The organism is Pseudomonas sp. GW821-FHT11G12 (assembly GCF_058808055.1).
This window is the reverse complement of sequence record NZ_JBXARH010000001.1, coordinates 890,403-906,812: the sequence shown is the minus strand read 5'-3', so window position 1 is coordinate 906,812 and position 16,410 is coordinate 890,403. Positions and strand designations below refer to the sequence as shown.

Sequence of the window (16,410 nt, the reverse complement as noted above, 5' to 3'; positions counted from 1 at the left end):
GGCAGTACCTTGAGCGGGGCGCATCAGGGCGCCCCACTCTCACGGGATCATTTGAATTCGACAGGGAAACCGATAGCGGGCGATGGCAGATCAACGCCGAACCATTGCTTGAACGATGCCGCGTAGGTCGGGAATTCAACACCGGTCATGGCTTCATGCAAGGTGGTGTTGACGAAGTTCAGCCAGTCCTGATCGCCACGTTTGACGGCGCAGGCGTAGGTCTGCGGGCTCCAGGCGTATGTCGGGCTGCGATAGCGGCCAGGGTTCTGGACCATCAGGTATTTGACTGAAGACTGGTCGGTAGCAGCGGCATCGGCGCGACCGGAGTTCACGGCCTGATACATCAGATCGACGCTGTCGTACTGATCGACCTTGGCCTTGGGCAGCGCCTGGTGCACCAATTCCTCGGCGTACACGTTCTGCAGCACGGCCACAGTCACGCTGTCGCCAGCGGCTTGCAGGTCTTCGATTTCCTTGTACTTGCTGTTGTTCGGCAGCAGCAGGCCGACGCCTTCGCGGTAATACGGCAGGGTGAACGCCACTTGCTGCGCACGGCTGGCGGTGACGGTGATGAACTGGCAGCTCATGTCGACCTTGTCGGTCAGCAGGTTGGGAATCCGCGCATCGGACGACTGCACCACGAACTCGACCTTGCTCGGATCATTGAACAGACCCTTGGCCACCATCCGGGCGATGTCGATATCAAAGCCCTGCAACTTGCCGTCCGCGCCCTGGAAGTGCCACGGCGCGTTGGTGCTGCCGGTCCCCACGATCAGTTTTCCACGGGCCAGGACGCTGTCGAGCTTGCTGTCGGCCGCCTGGGCCATACCCATGACAGCGGACGAAGCCGCGAGAACAAAAACACACGCTTTGAACAAGGAAAGTCGGCGATGCATGGCAAGCACTCCAGAGGATTGTTTATTCCGCTATACCGGAACACGGTTTGTTACTACGGAATGAACAGCAGAAAGTGTGCCACAGGAATCGCCAGGAATCCGCAACGGATTGAAATGCGTTCTGAATCAAAGGGATGCGAAAAGTGTTCGGGACGGTGTTACGCGCAGTGACAGAAAGGCCGCGCTACTGTTGGCTACACACGACGGGTACTCGGGCCACATATCGGTGCGCGGCGCACAAAAAATTGCGCTCGGCACCTGTCAACTCTGACAGTTGCGACAGCGACCGCCGCTCCTTTAACGTCGTGACGTCTTGTGCATCGAATAAAGGAGGCTCCGATGACGACGCCGACTCGATATTCAGCGTTGCCCCCGACGTACCGGAAGGTCTTGAAAGCCAGGCGCCTTGTCGTCCTGTACTTCTTCAACGAGCACTGCGGTGCCTGCGTGTTCTCCGGCCCCGTTTTTCTCGAAGTCGCCAAGCCCTTCCGGCCCTGGATGGATATCTTCATGCTCAATACCGCACTGTCGTGCCGACATCCTGATGTCACGGGTACGCCGACGGTGTTGTTCTACAAGGAAGGCGTACTGCTCAAAAAACTGAAAGGCATCGGTACGGATGAATCACTCCTGCAAGACTTCACCCAGTTCCTCGGCAAAACCAGACACCCCGCCGCGCCGCGCAAATCGCCCCATGACCTGAGCTGGCTTCGCCACACCCTGCGTACCCTCTGCACCATCCCCCGCGCAAAACGATGGAACTTTTCCTGAAAGTGCCACCTAAGAGCCATCAGATATGGCACTTTCGTTCCAATTGATCTGTAACAACTAGCCTCAAGGCCGGATTGGACAAGCTCCCATCCGGCTGCTTTTCTTTATTTCTCAGAAAGAGATAGGTGCTGCTGGCTATCCGGCCACGGCCTTGCTTCGTCCCAGGAGGGGTCAATGTCCTTTAACGTCATGATGGTTTTCGGTACTCGCCCGGAGGCCATCAAAATGGCCCCGCTGGCTCGAGTTCTGCGTCAGTGGCCCGACATCAAACTCAACATCTGCTCGACCGGCCAGCATCGGGAGATGCTCAAACAGGTACTCGACGCGTTCGAACTGACGGTCGATGAAGACCTGCAAGTGATGACCCAGGGCCAGACGCTCAACGGTCTGTCGCAACATCTGCTTGCACAACTCGACCAGGCCTACGAACGGGTCAAACCGGACATCGTGCTGGTACACGGCGACACCACCACCAGCTTCATCGCCGCCCTCGCCGCGTTCAATCGCCAGCTGCCCATCGGCCACGTCGAGGCCGGTTTGCGCACCGGCAACCTGCGCGCGCCCTGGCCTGAAGAAGCCAACCGACGTCTGACCGGCGTGATCGCCGACCTGCACTTCCCGCCCACCGGCAAAGCCGAAGCGAATCTGCTGCGTGAAGGCGTGCCGCAGGACAACATCGAAATCACCGGCAATACCGTCATCGATGCGCTGCTGTGGATGCGCACGAAGCAGCAACAGAGCAACTGGCGCCCGGCTGCCGATTCACCTCTGGCGGTGCTCGACGACAGCCGTCGCATGGTGTTGATCACGGGCCATCGCCGGGAAAACCTTGGCGACGGTTTCCAGAACATCTGCCAGGCCCTGGCCGATCTCGCCCTGCGTTACCCGGACGTGCAATTCGTCTACCCGGTTCACCTCAATCCGCAGGTGCAGAGCGCGGTGTACGGCATGCTCGCCGACAAACCCAACATCTATCTGGTCGCCCCTCAGGATTACCCGAACTTCGTCTGGCTGATGGGCCGCGCGCACTTCATCCTGACCGACTCCGGCGGCGTCCAGGAGGAAGCGCCGGCCATCGGCAAGCCGCTGCTGGTATTGCGTGACGTCACCGAACGCCCCTCCGTGCTTGAGGGCGGCACCGTGCTGCTGGTGGGCACCGACACCGCAAAGATCGTCAAGGAAGCCAGCCAGTTGCTCGATGACGAAGCGACCTACAAACGCATGAGCCGCGTCCACAGCCCATACGGTGACGGTCACGCCAGCGAGCGTATCGCCAAACGCCTCCACGCCTGGCTGAGCGCACGCTCGACGGCGGGTAACGGGGTATGAGCCTGGGCTGGGTCGATTTTTTTGCGTATGTGCTGTTTGGTCTGAAGTATGTGGCGATCCTCCTCGCCCTGCTGATGTTCATCCTCGGACTCGATGACCTGTTCATCGATCTGGTGTATTGGAGCCGCAAGTTAATTCGGCGCTGGCGGATCTACGAGAAATTCAAGCGCGCTGACGAGGAACGCCTGTATTCGATTCCCGAGAAGCCGCTGGCGATCATGGTGCCGGCGTGGAACGAAGTCGGCGTGGTCGGCGAGATGGCGCGGCTGGCTGCCTCGACCATCGATTATGAGAACTATCAGATTTTCGTCGGCACCTACCCCAACGACGCCGAAACCCAGGCCGACGTCGATGCGGTCTGCCAGCACTACCCCAACGTGCACAAAGTGGTCTGCGCCCGCCCGGGTCCGACTAGCAAGGCCGACTGCCTGAACAACATCATCGATGCGATCCTGCGTTTCGAGAGCGAAGCGAAAATCCAGTTCGCCGGTTTCATCCTGCACGATGCCGAAGACGTGATTTCGCCGATGGAGTTGCGCCTCTACAACTACCTGCTGCCGAACAAGGACCTGATCCAGATTCCGGTCTACCCCTACGCACCGGAATGGAAAGGCTTCACCGCCGGGCACTACGTCGATGAGTTCGCCGAGAACCACGGCAAGGACGTCATCGTCCGCGAAGCCCTCACCGGCCAGGTGCCCAGCGCCGGCGTCGGCACCTGCTTCAGCCGTAAAGCCATCAGCGCGCTGCTGGAAGACGGCGACGGTATCGCCTTCGATGTGCAGAGTCTCACCGAAGACTACGACATCGGTTTCCGCCTCAAGCAGAAAGGCATGAAATGCATCTTCGCCCGCTATTCGGTCAGCGATCCGAAACTGGCGCTGGAGCAACCGTGGGTGTTCGGGATGAATCGTGAGTTCTCCCAAGTGATCTGCGTACGCGAGCACTTTCCCCGCGACTTGCAACACGCAATCCGGCAGAAGTCGCGGTGGATCGTCGGCATCGTATTTCAAGGCACCAAGAACCTCGGCTGGAGTCGCAAGGGTCTGCTCAATTACTTCCTGTGGCGTGACCGTCGCGGGTTGATCGCCTACCTGCTGAGCTTTCTGGTCAACCTGCTGTTCCTGGTGCTGCTGGCGATGTGGGCCATCACGGTGATTGCCCCAGAGTCATGGCGCTATCCCTCGATCCTCGCCGACAGCTCGTTGCTGTCGGTGCTGCTGTGGCTCAACGGTTTGATGCTGTTCAACCGCCTGTTCCAGCGTGGCTGGTTTGTCACTCGCTACTACGGGCTGGTCGAAGGTCTGTTGTCGGCGCCGCGCATGATGTGGAGCAACTTCGTCAACTTCTTCGCCAACCTGCGCGCCCTGCGCCAGGTGATGGAGATGGGCGACTCACGGCGTGTGGCCTGGGACAAGACCACCCACGAATTCCCGGCACTGACCAAGGCACAACGCACCCCACTCGGCCATCGATTGGTGGAAAAAGGCCTGCTGACCGAAGAACAACTGGAAGCGGCGATCACCAGTCCGGTACGTCGTCGACTGGGTCGCGAACTGCTGCTGCGTGAGTACATCGACAGCACTCAGCTGGTTCAAACACTTGCCGAACAGCTTGACCTGGAGTGGGCGCCACTCAACCCGTTCAAGCTCGACAAGCGCCTGATCGATGCCGTGCCACGCCGGGTCGCATCGCACTACGGCGTACTGCCGGTGGCCGAAGAAGGCGACACCCTGATTCTGGCCTCTGAAGGCCCGGTCAGCCAGGTCTCGCTCGGCGCGATCAGCCGTCAATTGAAACGCCCGGTGCGTAGCCGTCTGGCACCGCAGGGCCGCGTTACGCTGGGGATTCGTTACTGGTACGCCAGCCCCCGCCAGAATGAGGAAGTGCGTCATATGCTCGAAGTACTTGAGCGCCATCAGGACGATGAAGCCTTGCTGGAGCGGGTCAGCCGCCATCAGGTGCTGCTGGGCAATCTGCTGCAGGTTCGCGGTATGGTGCCGCCAACCTTGTTCAATCAGGCGTTGATCGATTTCGATGCCGAAAACATGTCACTCGGGGAGCATCTGATTTCCCGCGGCATGATCACCCAGGAAGTCCTGGAACAAGCCCTCGCCGATCAGGCCAGCGAACAGCAAGCCGCCTACCGCATTGTCCGGGAGGTCGCATGAAGCCTGTGCATCGTCACACCTTGCTGATGGGCAGCCTGCTGCTGGGCCTGAGCACTGCGTATCCGCTACAGGCTGCGCCGCTGAGCGATTTCGAACAGTTCCGCAGCTATCCCTACATGGACCGCAGTTACCGCGAAGCGAAAAAGGGCAACTGGAAAGAAGTCGAACGACTGATGCGCCACTTGCTGGAAAAGGTCCCGAAAAACGACGAGGCCCGGGCGCTGCTGGTTGAGTCGCTGGCCAAACAACGCCGCTACAAGGACGCCATGCAGGCGCTGCCGGACAACAGCGACGCCCTCCTCGACCTGCGCCTGACCTGGATCGAACAGGATCCACCCACCAGCACTCAGGTTGAAAGCTGGATGGCTACCAGCAGCCTGAATGATCGCGTGCGCCTGTGGCAGGCCTACAGTCTGAGTCTCGCCAAGTTCGGCGGCGCGGCCAAGGCCCACGACTGGCTCGCACAACTGTCGCCCAAGGGCGATGACAATATCCTGCGTCTGGCGCGGGCCAACTGGTCGGAGCAATTGCGCGACTGGAGCGGCACCATCGATCAGCTCGCACCGCTCGCTGCCCGCAAACAGCTGGACGCCGAAGGCTGGCAACGTCTGGCCAATGCTTATGTACAGCGCCTCGACGAAAAACCGCTGCAACAACTGCTGCAACAGGCACCGACTCCGGAGGCTGCACGCAAGATCCGTCTGGCAATGGTCGACCGCGCCATTGCCATGGGCCACGAGCAACAGGCACAACGCTGGATTCAGTCGTTGCCGGACTCCGATCTGGCCGATCCCACGCAACGTCAGCGCCTGTGGGAGCTGGCACGCAAGACCGAAGATGTGCCGACCGTGCAGCGTTTGAGCAACGATCTGCAACGGCCGTGCCTGGAGACCGCTGAATGGTTGTCACGCCAGGACCCGGAAGCAGCGCTCAAGCAATTTCGTGGTTGCACGCCTGACGACGACCCGCAAACCTGGCTGATACTCGCCCAACGCCTGCAAGCCACCGACCTGCTGCAGACCACCCGACTGCCGCAGCCGTGGGACAGTCGCCGTCAGGAGCAACTGCTGAATGTCTGGCAGGATCAGGGGCGCAGCGACAAGGTCGATGCCTGGCTGGCCGGCCAGACGCAAACACCTGAAATCGTCAAACGTCGCGCAGAACTGTCGCAACGCATGGGCCGCATGACCGAAGCGCAGACCTTGTGGGAGCTTCACTACCGGCAGACCGGCAGCCTGAATTCGCTGAATCAGGCCACCTATCTGGCGGTAAACAATGGCGATCGCGCACAGGCGCAACAGTTACTGGAAACCGCTTTCGACCGTCATCAAGGGCGCTTGCCGGCCACTGCACTGCAACGTCTGGCCGGGCTTTATGCAGCTTCGAAAACCACAACACCGGAACAACAACGGCGAATGGCTTCGTTGCTCACCCATGTGGATGGTGCCACCCGTGGTCAGTTACTCGCGCAACTGGCAGAAAACGGTCAGTGCGATGCCGTTCAGCATGCCATCGGCAACCACCCGCAGGTCGCCGGCGATTACCGGGCACTGGGGCGTTGCGCGATGCCGGATCGGCCGGGCGAGGCTGTCGTCTATTACCAGCAAGCGGAAAAACTCGGCGACCGCGGCAGTCGTCTGCCGTTGGCGTACGCCCTGGAAGCCGCCGGTGATTCGGCTGGCGCACTGGCCATCTGGCGCAGCCTCCCGGCAGCGGAACTGAGCGACAACGCGCGCCTCACCGCGAGCCGCAGCGCGCTGAATGCCGGTGACAGCCAGACAGCCGAACGCTACTGGCAGCAAAGCACCACCCGCGGCGCCAACGAATGGGCCCTCGGCGCGGCAATCGCCGACGCTCGTGGCGATCATGTCCAGGCACTTGAACGTCAGCGTAAAGCCTTGCAACAAGCACCGGACGCCGGGCATTTCTACGCGGCGTCGGTCACTGCGCAAAAGGCCGGCGACCTGCCACAAAGTACAGCATGGCTGGCCGAGGCAGTACGCCGCGACCCGAACAACCCACGTTATCGCGCCGACTACGGCATGCGTCTGGCCGGTGCCGAAACCCGCGAGGAACGCGCCACCGCAATCCCCTATCTGCAACAGGCCACCCGTGATTTCCCCGAGGATTATCGACTGGGTGAAACCCTGGCCTGGCGTTATGACGAAGCGGAAGACAGCGCCTCTGCCCGCAAGGAACTGCGTCGGGTGATTGATCTGGAACAGAACCCGGTGGCTGTCGACGACGAGGACGGCAGCATGGAAGCGCGCCGTTACCGTCAGCGCCGCGCCCATGAAACCCTCTCCCGCCGCGACAGCCGGACGATTGCCAGCACCTGGTCACCGGCCGGGGTATCGACGAATGACTTCGTGCGACCGGACGAGAGCAAAGGTTCGCGCCGCCGCGCCGACTCGCAAAACGTGCAACTGGCGATGTGGGACCACGCCCTCGGCGACGAACCGAGCCGCGCCGGCAGCACGCTGTCGGTGTACGGTCGGGTGCTGCTCGGTGGCCAGGGTCGCTCCAGTTACGCTGAATCCCTCGCTGCCGGTGTCGGCCTGCGCTACAAACCGTGGGGCACGCAGAACATCAACTTCTACGGTGAGATCTACAAACAGAGCCAGTTCAACGATGACGACAACCACAGCCTGAGCCTCGGCCAGATGCTGGTGCCGGAAAAGTTGCTGGATCAGGTCAACGATCACCGCCAGGACGGCCACACCACCACCGACTATCTGCTGCGCGCGACTGCCTCGTTCCTCGATCAGGGCAAGTACCGCAACGACTGGCGCGTCGATGAAAACGATTGGGATGAGCGTTTCCTCTACCTCGACGCCGCCTGGTGGACCAAGGCCGGCGATCATCAATGGCTGTCGCGGTTCCAGCAGGGGCATGCCTGGAAGCTGCCAAACAGTGGCGCCCAGACAATCATGCCTTACGGCTTCCTCGAATTTGCCAGCCAGGACCCGAGCAACGATTGGCGCCAGGATCTGCGCACCGGCGTGGGTCTGCGCTGGCAGTGGTGGTACGACGAAGATCGCTACAACGCCTACCGGTCGAAACTGACGGTACGCACCGAATATCAACAGTCCCTGGGCGGCAATCTGTATGAAGGCGGCAACGGTGTGCTGCTGGGCGTGGAGTGGAATTTCTGATGGCTCGATGGATGTTGTTTTTCTGCCTGCTGATGGGCGCCACGCTCGCACGGGCCGATGAGCGGGTGTTCTATCAGCCGCTGAATGTCGATGCCGGCCTGACCCAGGCGCAATGGCAGAAAGTCTGGCAGGACACCGCCAGACAAGGCACGCGAACGGTGATCGTGCAGTGGACCGCGTATGGCGACTCGGACTTCGGTGGTGCCAATGGCTGGCTCGCCAACAGCCTGAAACTTGCCGAACAACAAGGTCTGCAACTGGTGCTCGGGCTGTCGATGGACCCGGCGTATTACAAGCGCATCGACGAACTGGACAGCACCGGCCTCGGTGCCTACTGGCAGGCGCAACTGGGTCAATCGCTGGCGCAACAACAGAAGTTGCGCCAGGAATGGAAACTGCCGGTCAGCGGTTGGTATCTACCGCTGGAGCTGGATGACTTGCACTTTCTGGCGGCCGATCGACGGGCAACGCTCCAGCGTCAGCTGAAGGATTTCGCGGCAAAACTGGATGCACCGCTGCATGTCAGCGCCTTCAGTGCCGGCAAGCTTGCTCCGACAGTCAACGCCCAATGGCTGGGGGATCTTACAGCGGCCGGTGCGCACGTCTGGTGGCAGGACGGCGCTGGCACCGGGCGCCTGCCAGTGCTGGTGCGCAGCGGTTATGCCAGTGCACTGCCCTGCTCCGTCGGAATCGTGCGTGAAGCGTTCCGCCAGGTCAGTCGCGAAGGTGAGCCGTTCCGCGCGGAGCCGGCAACCCCTGATGCCACCTCGACCGGTTGCCATCAAAATGCAGTGTTTTCCCTGCGCTATCGACCGTGGGGACAGGTGATTCTCGACAACCAGCGCAAGCATCCGGGCAGCAATGTACAAAACCATTGAAGACGAAGTCCTGAAACGAACCGCGCCCGCCGAGCTGTGGGACGAGTTCATCCAGCATGAGTTCGAGCGGCTGCATTCGTTCTGCCTGCTGATCTATCTGGCCAGCATGGGCATCTGGCTGGCCTTCGACCTGATCGTCAGTTTCCTCGGCGATCAGGGCTTCACCTGGCGTTCGATGATCTTCATCGCCGCGTTTGCGGTGCTTGCCGTGGTGCTGATGTTCACGCGCAAGGCCCGCCACTTCGACTGGCTGAACCTGACCTTCGTGTTCGTCATCACCTTGGGCATACGTCTGGTGATCGACGGCCTGCCGCCGACGTTTCATGGCATCTGGCTGGTACTTGCCGCCGCCACCACGCTCTATAGCGCCTCCGTGCTGCCGCTGAGTCGCTGGTCGTTCTTCGGTGCGCAGGTCATCACCTGGCTGATACTCAACCCGTTCATGGGCACCGGTATCGGCCTGCTGGAACTCAAAGGGGTGATGACCATCTGCTACAGCGTGTTTCTCTGTGCGCTGACGATCTACACGTTCCTCAAACTGCGCGAGACCAAGCTCTACAACTACATCATGTCCAAGCTGTTGCTGGATCAGGCCTACAACGACACCCTGACTGAAATCCCCAACCGCCGCTCGTTCATGACCCGCGCCGAAAAGAGCCTGCAATCGGTGCCCCGCGAGCAGGACCATTACCTGGCGATGATCGACATCGACAACTTCAAGAAAGTGAATGATGTGCACGGCCACGACATCGGCGATGAAGTGCTCAAGCGGATCGCGGCAGACATCAAAGCGGTGATGGCACCGTTCGAGTACGCGCGACTGGGTGGCGAGGAGTTTGCGATTTATCTGGCCGGCGTACGCCGCGACGACGTCGAGGCATTGGCCGGTGAGTTGTGCCGGGTGGTGCGTGAGCAAACCACCCGGTACCCGGTGACCATCAGCATCGGCGTGGCCCGGGTCGAGGATGGTGACACCCTCAACCAGGCCCTGATCAAGGCTGATGAAGCGTTGTATGAGTCAAAGCACACCGGCAAAGACCGGTATACCTTTCATCAGTGAGGCCGTCAGGCCTCACGCACCAGCAACACCCGCGTCACCCGTCGCTCCTCGACCGCCATCACGGTCATGCCCCAACCGTCGTGTACCAGACGATCACCCTTCATCGGCAACCGATCCAGCAGACTCATCACCAACCCGGCGAGGGTCTGGTAATCCTCGGTTGGCTCGGCGGTGAAGCCGGTGCGCTGACGAATACGTGTCAGGTTCAAAGCGCCGTTCACCACAAACCCGCCCTGCTCCTCGACCACGTCCGGGCCAGCGATTTCGCTGGCGTCCGGCAACTCGCCAGCGATCGATTCGAGAATGTCGGTCATGGTCAGCACGCCGACAAAATCACCGAACTCGTTTACTACAAACGCAATATGGGTCGATGCTGCACGCATCTGCTCCAATGCATTGAGGATCGAATAGCTGTCGAGCAGGTTCAGCGTCTTGCGCGCCAGGTGTTCGAGGTTTGGCTCGTTGCCGGCCAGATACTCCTTCAGCAGTTCCTTCTTGTGAACGAAGCCCAAGGGTTCATCCACCGCGCCGTTGCGAATCAGCGGCAGGCGCGAGTAGGAGGAATGCATCAATCGCGTGCGAATTGCCCCTGCGTCATCCGCGAGGTCAATGTGATCGACATCGGCGCGCACGGTCATCAGGGTGCGGATCGGCCGTTCAGCCAGTTGCAGCACGCCGCTGATCATCACTCGCTCACGTCGGTCGAACAGCTCTGCACTTGGCGCCTCGCCATTGTCCAGCAAGTCGGAGATCTCCTCGCCCACCTCTTCCACCGCCAGTTTGCGACCGCCCAACAAACGCATCACCGCGTGGGCCGTACGCTCACGCATCGGGCGCAAACCCTGCATCGAGCGCTTGCGACGAGCACGGGCGATCTGGTTGAACACCTCGATCAGGATCGAGAAACCAATCGCGGCGTACAGATAACCTTTCGGGATGTGGAAGCCCAGGCCTTCGGCGGTCAGGGCGAAACCGATCATCATCAGGAAGCCCAGACAGAGCATGATCACCGTCGGGTGGGCGTTGACGAAGCGGGTCAACGGTTTGCTGGCAATGATCATGACACCAATGGACACGATCACCGCGATCATCATCACCGCCAGTTCGTCGACCATGCCCACGGCAGTAATCACCGCATCGAGGGAGAACACCGCATCGAGTACGACAATCTGCGCCACGATCGGCCAGAACAACGCATAAGCCGTGTTGGTCGAACGCTCGCCGATATGGCCTTCCAGCCGTTCGTGCAACTCCATGGTCGCCTTGAACAACAGGAACACACCACCGAACAGCATGATCAGGTCGCGGCCGGAGAAACTCTTGCCGAACACTTCGAACAATGGTGCCGTGAGGGTGACCAGCCAGGAAATACTCGCCAGCAGGCCAAGACGCATGATCAGCGCCAGGCTCAAACCGATGATTCGCGCACGGTCGCGCTGATGCGGCGGCAGTTTGTCCGCCAGAATCGCGATGAACACCAGGTTATCGATACCGAGTACCAGTTCCAGCACGATCAGTGTCAACAAGCCCAGCCATGCCGTGGGATCCGCTAACCATTCCATAATCTGTCTCTATCTCTCTTCAGTGAATTCAGGCTGCCGGACACGGCAAAGTGCGGCGCGAAAGCTCGAAGGCTGCGCCATCAACGATAGTCGGGAGTCGGAAGACTGGATGCTGCGAGTGCGTCAAGACCGCGCCATGGCGCGAAGGGAACGTGGTTCTTTGAATCGAACTGGGAGGCTCCGAGAGGGTGTTCATGCAAATCCTGAATGAAAAAAGGCCTTGAAGCGTACAGGCTCAGATGACTTTTCCTACAGCTGGAAATCATTTCAAAATCTGTACGCCTTCGCCGTCGCTTCAGGATTCCGGGTAGATCGAGGCCAGCACCCGTTCGGCATTTGCGCCGCAACTCATGCCTTCCGGCTTCGATTGAATGCTGTCGATCACCTCCAGCAGCCGCGCCTTGCTCTGGGCCAGATGCTGTTGCATGACTTCGATCTGCTCGACCTTGCGCGTCAGGCCTTCCACCAGTTCATCGTGCTTGAACTCTCCGGTTCCGGCAGCCGGCAGCAACTGCTTGAGTTCTTCAAGGGAAAACCCGGCCTGCTGGGCGCAGCGAATGATATTGAGGGTCTGCAGCACTTGCGGCGGGTAACGCCGATAACCATTGCCCAGCCTTTCCACTTTGGGAATCAGGCCCTGGGCTTCGTAGAAACGAATACTCGAAGCGCTCAGCCCGCTCTGTTGCGCCAATTCACCAATTTTCATTCCAACCTCGAATTGCCTGCTTGACATTAAAGTTAACTTTAAGCTTAGCCTCTCTCCATCACTGATGAGGAGTCAAGCAATGTCGCCCTTCCAGATTTTGAATCTGCCCAACGGCCAGACCGTCGGCAACCGTATCGCCAAAGCCGCCATGGAAGAAAATCTCGCGGATCGTGACCAGGCACCGTCCCGTGAATTGTTCCGCCTGTACCAGGCCTGGGCCGACGGCGGTGCCGGGCTGCTGCTGACCGGTAACGTGATGATCGACCGCCGTGCGATGACCGGCCCCGGCGGCGTGGTGCTGGAAGACGAACGGCATCTGGACCGTTTCCGCCAATGGGCCGAAATCGCCCGCAGTGGCGGCGCGCAGGTCTGGGTGCAGCTCAACCATCCCGGTCGCCAGACCTTCGCCAATATGGGCCAGCAAGCGCTGGCGCCGTCAGCGGTGGCCCTGGACATGGGTTCGTTCTCGAAACTGTTCGCCGAGCCCAAACCGATGACCGAGGACGACATCGAGGATGTGATTCAACGTTTTGCCAAGAGCGCAGCACTCGCCGAGAAAGCCGGATTCACCGGCATACAGATCCACGCCGCCCACGGTTATCTACTCAGCCAGTTTCTTTCGCCGCTGACCAATCGTCGTACCGATCGCTGGGGTGGTTCGCTGGAAAACCGTGCACGCCTGCTGCTGTCGGTGATCGAGGCTGTGCGTCAGGCGGTGTCGCCACAGTTTTGCGTGGCAGTGAAGCTCAATTCGGCGGACTTCCAGCGCGGCGGTTTCGACACAGACGACGCCCGTCAGGTGATCGAATGGCTCAACGAACAGCCGATCGACCTGCTGGAACTCTCCGGCGGCAGCTACGAAGCGCCGGCGATGCAAGGCGAAGCCCGCGACGGGCGCACTCTGGCCCGTGAGGCATTCTTTCTGGAGATGGCCAGCGAACTGGCCAGCGTGGCGCGCATGCCGGTGATGGTCACCGGTGGCATCCGCCGCCTGCCAGTCGTCGAACAAGTGCTCGACAGCGGCCTCGCCATGGCCGGCATCGCCACGGCGATGGCCATTGAGCCGAACCTGGTCAAACACTGGCGCGAAGGCCGCCACAGTCAGCCGCAACTGCCACCGATCCGCTGGAAACGCAAACCGCTGGCGGCGCTGGCGAACATGGCCGTGGTGCGCTTCCAGATGGTGCGCCTGAGCCGGGGTCGCAAGCCGCATCCGGAAGTGTCGGCACTCTGGGCGCTGATTCGCGACCGCTTGTACCTCAGTCGCCGCACCCGGCAGTACCGTCAGGCGACACACGCTTTGCGCTGATGAGTGAAAGGCGCGTCAGGGATCGATGCGCTCCTCAACCGACAAATGAATAGCGTTGGACAATGCTGATGTATTTTTTCAACTTGCGTCTGATGTCGGTTTTACTTTCTTCTTCCGGACCGTAGTACAGCGCCAGAATATCACTCAGACGGTCCAGCTCAGATCTATCTTCATCTTTAGCTCTTTGGGTTGCCATGCCCCTTAAACTCTCCATGGTGAAAGGAAGCCCATCGTCCTTGATTGACTGTAACTTGGAAAAGCTCAGTGGTGCTCCCATCGCAATCGCCAATAGCGTCAACAGTAGTTTGTAATCTCCTCGCCCCAGCACGTTGAGCTCAGTACTGTTGAAGCTGACCTTGATCAAACGGTAAACATTCAGGAAACGCAAGGCACGCCTCGGTGAAGTTCCAATGTAAGGCGCAAGTCTCTGCAAAGCATCGGTTTCGCCCCTCGAAATTTTCAGCGTTCTGGTTGCGGTATCTTGTACAAAAACCACCTCAACCCCTGGAGCAACCTTCCCTTTTCCGCCAGAAGCCCTTTTCGCGGTAGCACGTTTTATACGGTCAAGTTGACTGCGTAAAAACTGTTCACTCGTTGCACCGTCCATTGGACGCACCCAGTACGGAATCTGAAAAATCTTTTCCAGATAATCTGACACGGACGCCGTCTGCTGCTGCCCACGGCCTTCTGTCATCAAGCTCGGATAATGACTGAGCAAGGCCTTGCGCACCCAACGAACATCCACAGCTACCATGACAACGAACAATGGAAAAGTCAGCAGCAGGTGGACGGCCTGCAAGACGTCAACAACCTTTTCAGGCGGGCAACGATCCAGGTCATCAATGTACAACGCGATGCGTTTGAAAGATCGAACCTTGTCGGGTGAATGTTTGGAAGCTGCTCGTAACTTCGTCACATCTTCAGCTTCCAGCAAGCTCTGATTGGCAGCGAGAAAGGCATCCATTTTCAGTATGAACGCCTCTCGCTCCGCTTCGACCGACTCACGAAGACTGCCCGCCTCTGCGACATTGAAGGCCAACTCTTCAAAGTCTTTGCGCACAGTGGCGATCAGACTCAAATGTTGTGCGTAATCCCCGTCGGTCGCTCGAGCCCGCACAAACTTCTTCAATCGGCCGGCGCCTGTACCTTGAGAATAATCATGGGCCGCGAGTGCCAGGCGAGCGCTGGTCGTCTGAACCAACGCCTTCGCTTCATCGACACTCGCATTGACTTTGGCCAGTTCCTCTTGAGCGGCCTTGAAGGCATTTTCCTGTTGAGTAAGCTGCGTTTTGATTGCCTCGTCCAATGCGCCTTTGGCAGTTTGCAAATCGGTCAGCGCCGATCGGACCGTCTTCAAGATCCAACGCAATCGCGCGGTCACGGCGGTCACCGTCACACTCAACAGCACAAAATCCTTTTGCAGTTCCCCCAGGTCTGGAAGCTTGGCGGAGAGTAGATCCATCCCCTCTTTTGCGAGCCAGGGAAGCGCCAATACGAAAATGACAAACACTGAGACGTTGAACCAGCTCAGCAGTTGGAACTTGTACCCGCTCGCCAGCAGTTGTCCCCTCCTGACCTCGCTCTGCAACGCGCTGGAAACCTGTTGAAACTCCCTGGCACTCTTGGCCACCGCATCGATGCCAAGTACCTCGGCCGCAGCTTTAAAGTCAGACACGGTCTGGGTCGGCTTGTTGTCCTCCGTTTTTCCGAGAACCTTCGTCACCGCGTCAAAGTAAACAGAAGGAGAAGATGCGGTTCTTGCCTGCACCGCTTCCAACTCCTTCTGAGCCAGAAGAAGCTGCTCCGAGGCGACCCTCTGTTCGTGTCGACGACGAACCAGCTCTTGAGCCGCCTCCAGGGTCAACATCCGTGAAGTCGACAAATGCTCAAGCAAGGGATCAGAGGCTTGAGGATTGTGTTTGTCATACCACCGGTCCAGTTCTGTGAACAAATGGCTCACCAGACTGGCCCACAAGTTCGTCTCCACGTAATGCCAGGCATTGAAGCGAATTTGTACGACGTCGGTATGAAACGCCTCAGACCCGGATTCCGGCGCTTCAATACTGGGTTTTCCTCGACACAGACGCTCGATGTGTTGGTAGATCAAGCGCATGAAAAATGACTTGCCACTGCCCCAGTCACCGAACAGGCCTATCGCCAGAGGTGGAATGAAGTCCTTGGCCACTGCCAGTCGCGCAAAGGCTTTCGCTTCTTCATTGGCACCGAGGCGATCATCCAGGTCGGCTGCCCAAGGGTCATCGTTTTGTGTAATCGCAATGGACGTAAAAACCGAGCTGGCCGTTTTATTGTCCGGGCCCGGATCAAAGTACGGGACCGTTTCCTCCTTCGGCGGTTCTGACTTCGTTGAATCCGACGGGTAAGGCTCTGATGCAGCATCGGTCTGGCCATTACTGGCTTCTGGTGATTGGCGTGCCGATTGCTGCCGTTTATCCGGCGCCTGCGAGGTCTGAGAGGCTGAAATAGATTTCCGTTTGTCTGTGCCATCGTCTGCATTTTCCATCACGCGCTCCAGTTCATGAACCCGCTTGAAAAGACCTCGACCGCAAGGTTGC

At 59.5% G+C, this 16,410-nt stretch carries 11 protein-coding genes; 7 read left to right on the top strand and 4 right to left on the bottom strand.

Features of this window, described 5'->3' with window-relative positions; all coding sequences use genetic code 11:
* Positions 1-47: 47 nt before the first annotated feature.
* Positions 48-896: a transporter substrate-binding protein gene (locus AC1RR7_RS04095; protein WP_102622731.1), complete on the bottom strand. Its 849-nt coding sequence runs from the start codon at positions 894-896 to the stop codon at positions 48-50.
* Positions 897-1,235: 339 nt separating this feature from the next.
* On the opposite strand from AC1RR7_RS04095, the gene AC1RR7_RS04090 reads away from it, so the two are divergent.
* The 6 genes from AC1RR7_RS04090 to AC1RR7_RS04065 all read left to right on the top strand — a co-directional run bounded on the left by AC1RR7_RS04090 (position 1,236) and on the right by AC1RR7_RS04065 (position 10,260).
* Positions 1,236-1,667 (top strand): thioredoxin family protein, encoded by a 432-nt coding sequence (locus AC1RR7_RS04090; RefSeq protein WP_493156240.1) that lies wholly within the window; start codon positions 1,236-1,238, stop codon positions 1,665-1,667.
* A 174-nt stretch (positions 1,668-1,841) separates the two neighbouring features.
* Positions 1,842-2,996: a non-hydrolyzing UDP-N-acetylglucosamine 2-epimerase gene (wecB, locus tag AC1RR7_RS04085; RefSeq protein ID WP_493156238.1), complete on the top strand. Its 1,155-nt coding sequence runs from the start codon at positions 1,842-1,844 to the stop codon at positions 2,994-2,996.
* Positions 2,993-5,167, top strand: coding sequence for a cyclic di-3',5'-guanylate-activated glycosyltransferase NfrB (gene nfrB, locus AC1RR7_RS04080; RefSeq protein ID WP_096821593.1), 2,175 nt, complete (start codon positions 2,993-2,995; stop codon positions 5,165-5,167). The genes wecB and nfrB overlap by 4 nt, the downstream gene beginning before the upstream one ends.
* On the top strand, positions 5,164-8,322 hold the full coding sequence (locus tag AC1RR7_RS04075) for an NfrA family protein (RefSeq protein ID WP_493156236.1): 3,159 nt from the start codon (positions 5,164-5,166) through the stop codon (positions 8,320-8,322). Before nfrB ends, AC1RR7_RS04075 begins: the two co-directional genes overlap by 4 nt.
* Positions 8,322-9,200, top strand: a complete 879-nt coding sequence (locus AC1RR7_RS04070; protein ID WP_493156234.1) for a DUF4434 family protein — start codon at positions 8,322-8,324, stop codon at positions 9,198-9,200. The genes AC1RR7_RS04075 and AC1RR7_RS04070 overlap by 1 nt, the downstream gene beginning before the upstream one ends.
* The gene (locus AC1RR7_RS04065) at positions 9,184-10,260 is read left to right on the top strand and encodes a GGDEF domain-containing protein (RefSeq protein ID WP_493156232.1); all 1,077 of its coding nucleotides are present in this window, start codon (positions 9,184-9,186) and stop codon (positions 10,258-10,260) included. The genes AC1RR7_RS04070 and AC1RR7_RS04065 overlap by 17 nt, the downstream gene beginning before the upstream one ends.
* A gap of 5 nt (positions 10,261-10,265) precedes the next feature.
* On the opposite strand, the gene AC1RR7_RS04060 is transcribed toward AC1RR7_RS04065, so the two are convergent.
* Together AC1RR7_RS04060 and AC1RR7_RS04055 are read right to left on the bottom strand one after the other, a co-directional pair.
* The gene (locus tag AC1RR7_RS04060; protein ID WP_102622724.1) at positions 10,266-11,822 is read right to left on the bottom strand and encodes a TerC family protein; all 1,557 of its coding nucleotides are present in this window, start codon (positions 11,820-11,822) and stop codon (positions 10,266-10,268) included.
* Between the two features lie 295 nt (positions 11,823-12,117).
* Positions 12,118-12,528, bottom strand: coding sequence for a MerR family transcriptional regulator (locus AC1RR7_RS04055; protein WP_096821598.1), 411 nt, complete (start codon positions 12,526-12,528; stop codon positions 12,118-12,120).
* Between the two features lie 79 nt (positions 12,529-12,607).
* Between AC1RR7_RS04055 and AC1RR7_RS04050 the strand changes: the two genes are divergently transcribed.
* The gene (locus AC1RR7_RS04050; RefSeq protein ID WP_493156229.1) at positions 12,608-13,837 is read left to right on the top strand and encodes an NADH:flavin oxidoreductase/NADH oxidase family protein; all 1,230 of its coding nucleotides are present in this window, start codon (positions 12,608-12,610) and stop codon (positions 13,835-13,837) included.
* Positions 13,838-13,871: 34 nt separating this feature from the next.
* Here AC1RR7_RS04050 and AC1RR7_RS04045 read toward each other — a convergent pair whose 3' ends face one another.
* Positions 13,872-16,358: a P-loop NTPase fold protein gene (locus tag AC1RR7_RS04045; protein WP_493156227.1), complete on the bottom strand. Its 2,487-nt coding sequence runs from the start codon at positions 16,356-16,358 to the stop codon at positions 13,872-13,874.
* Positions 16,359-16,410 lie beyond the last annotated feature (52 nt).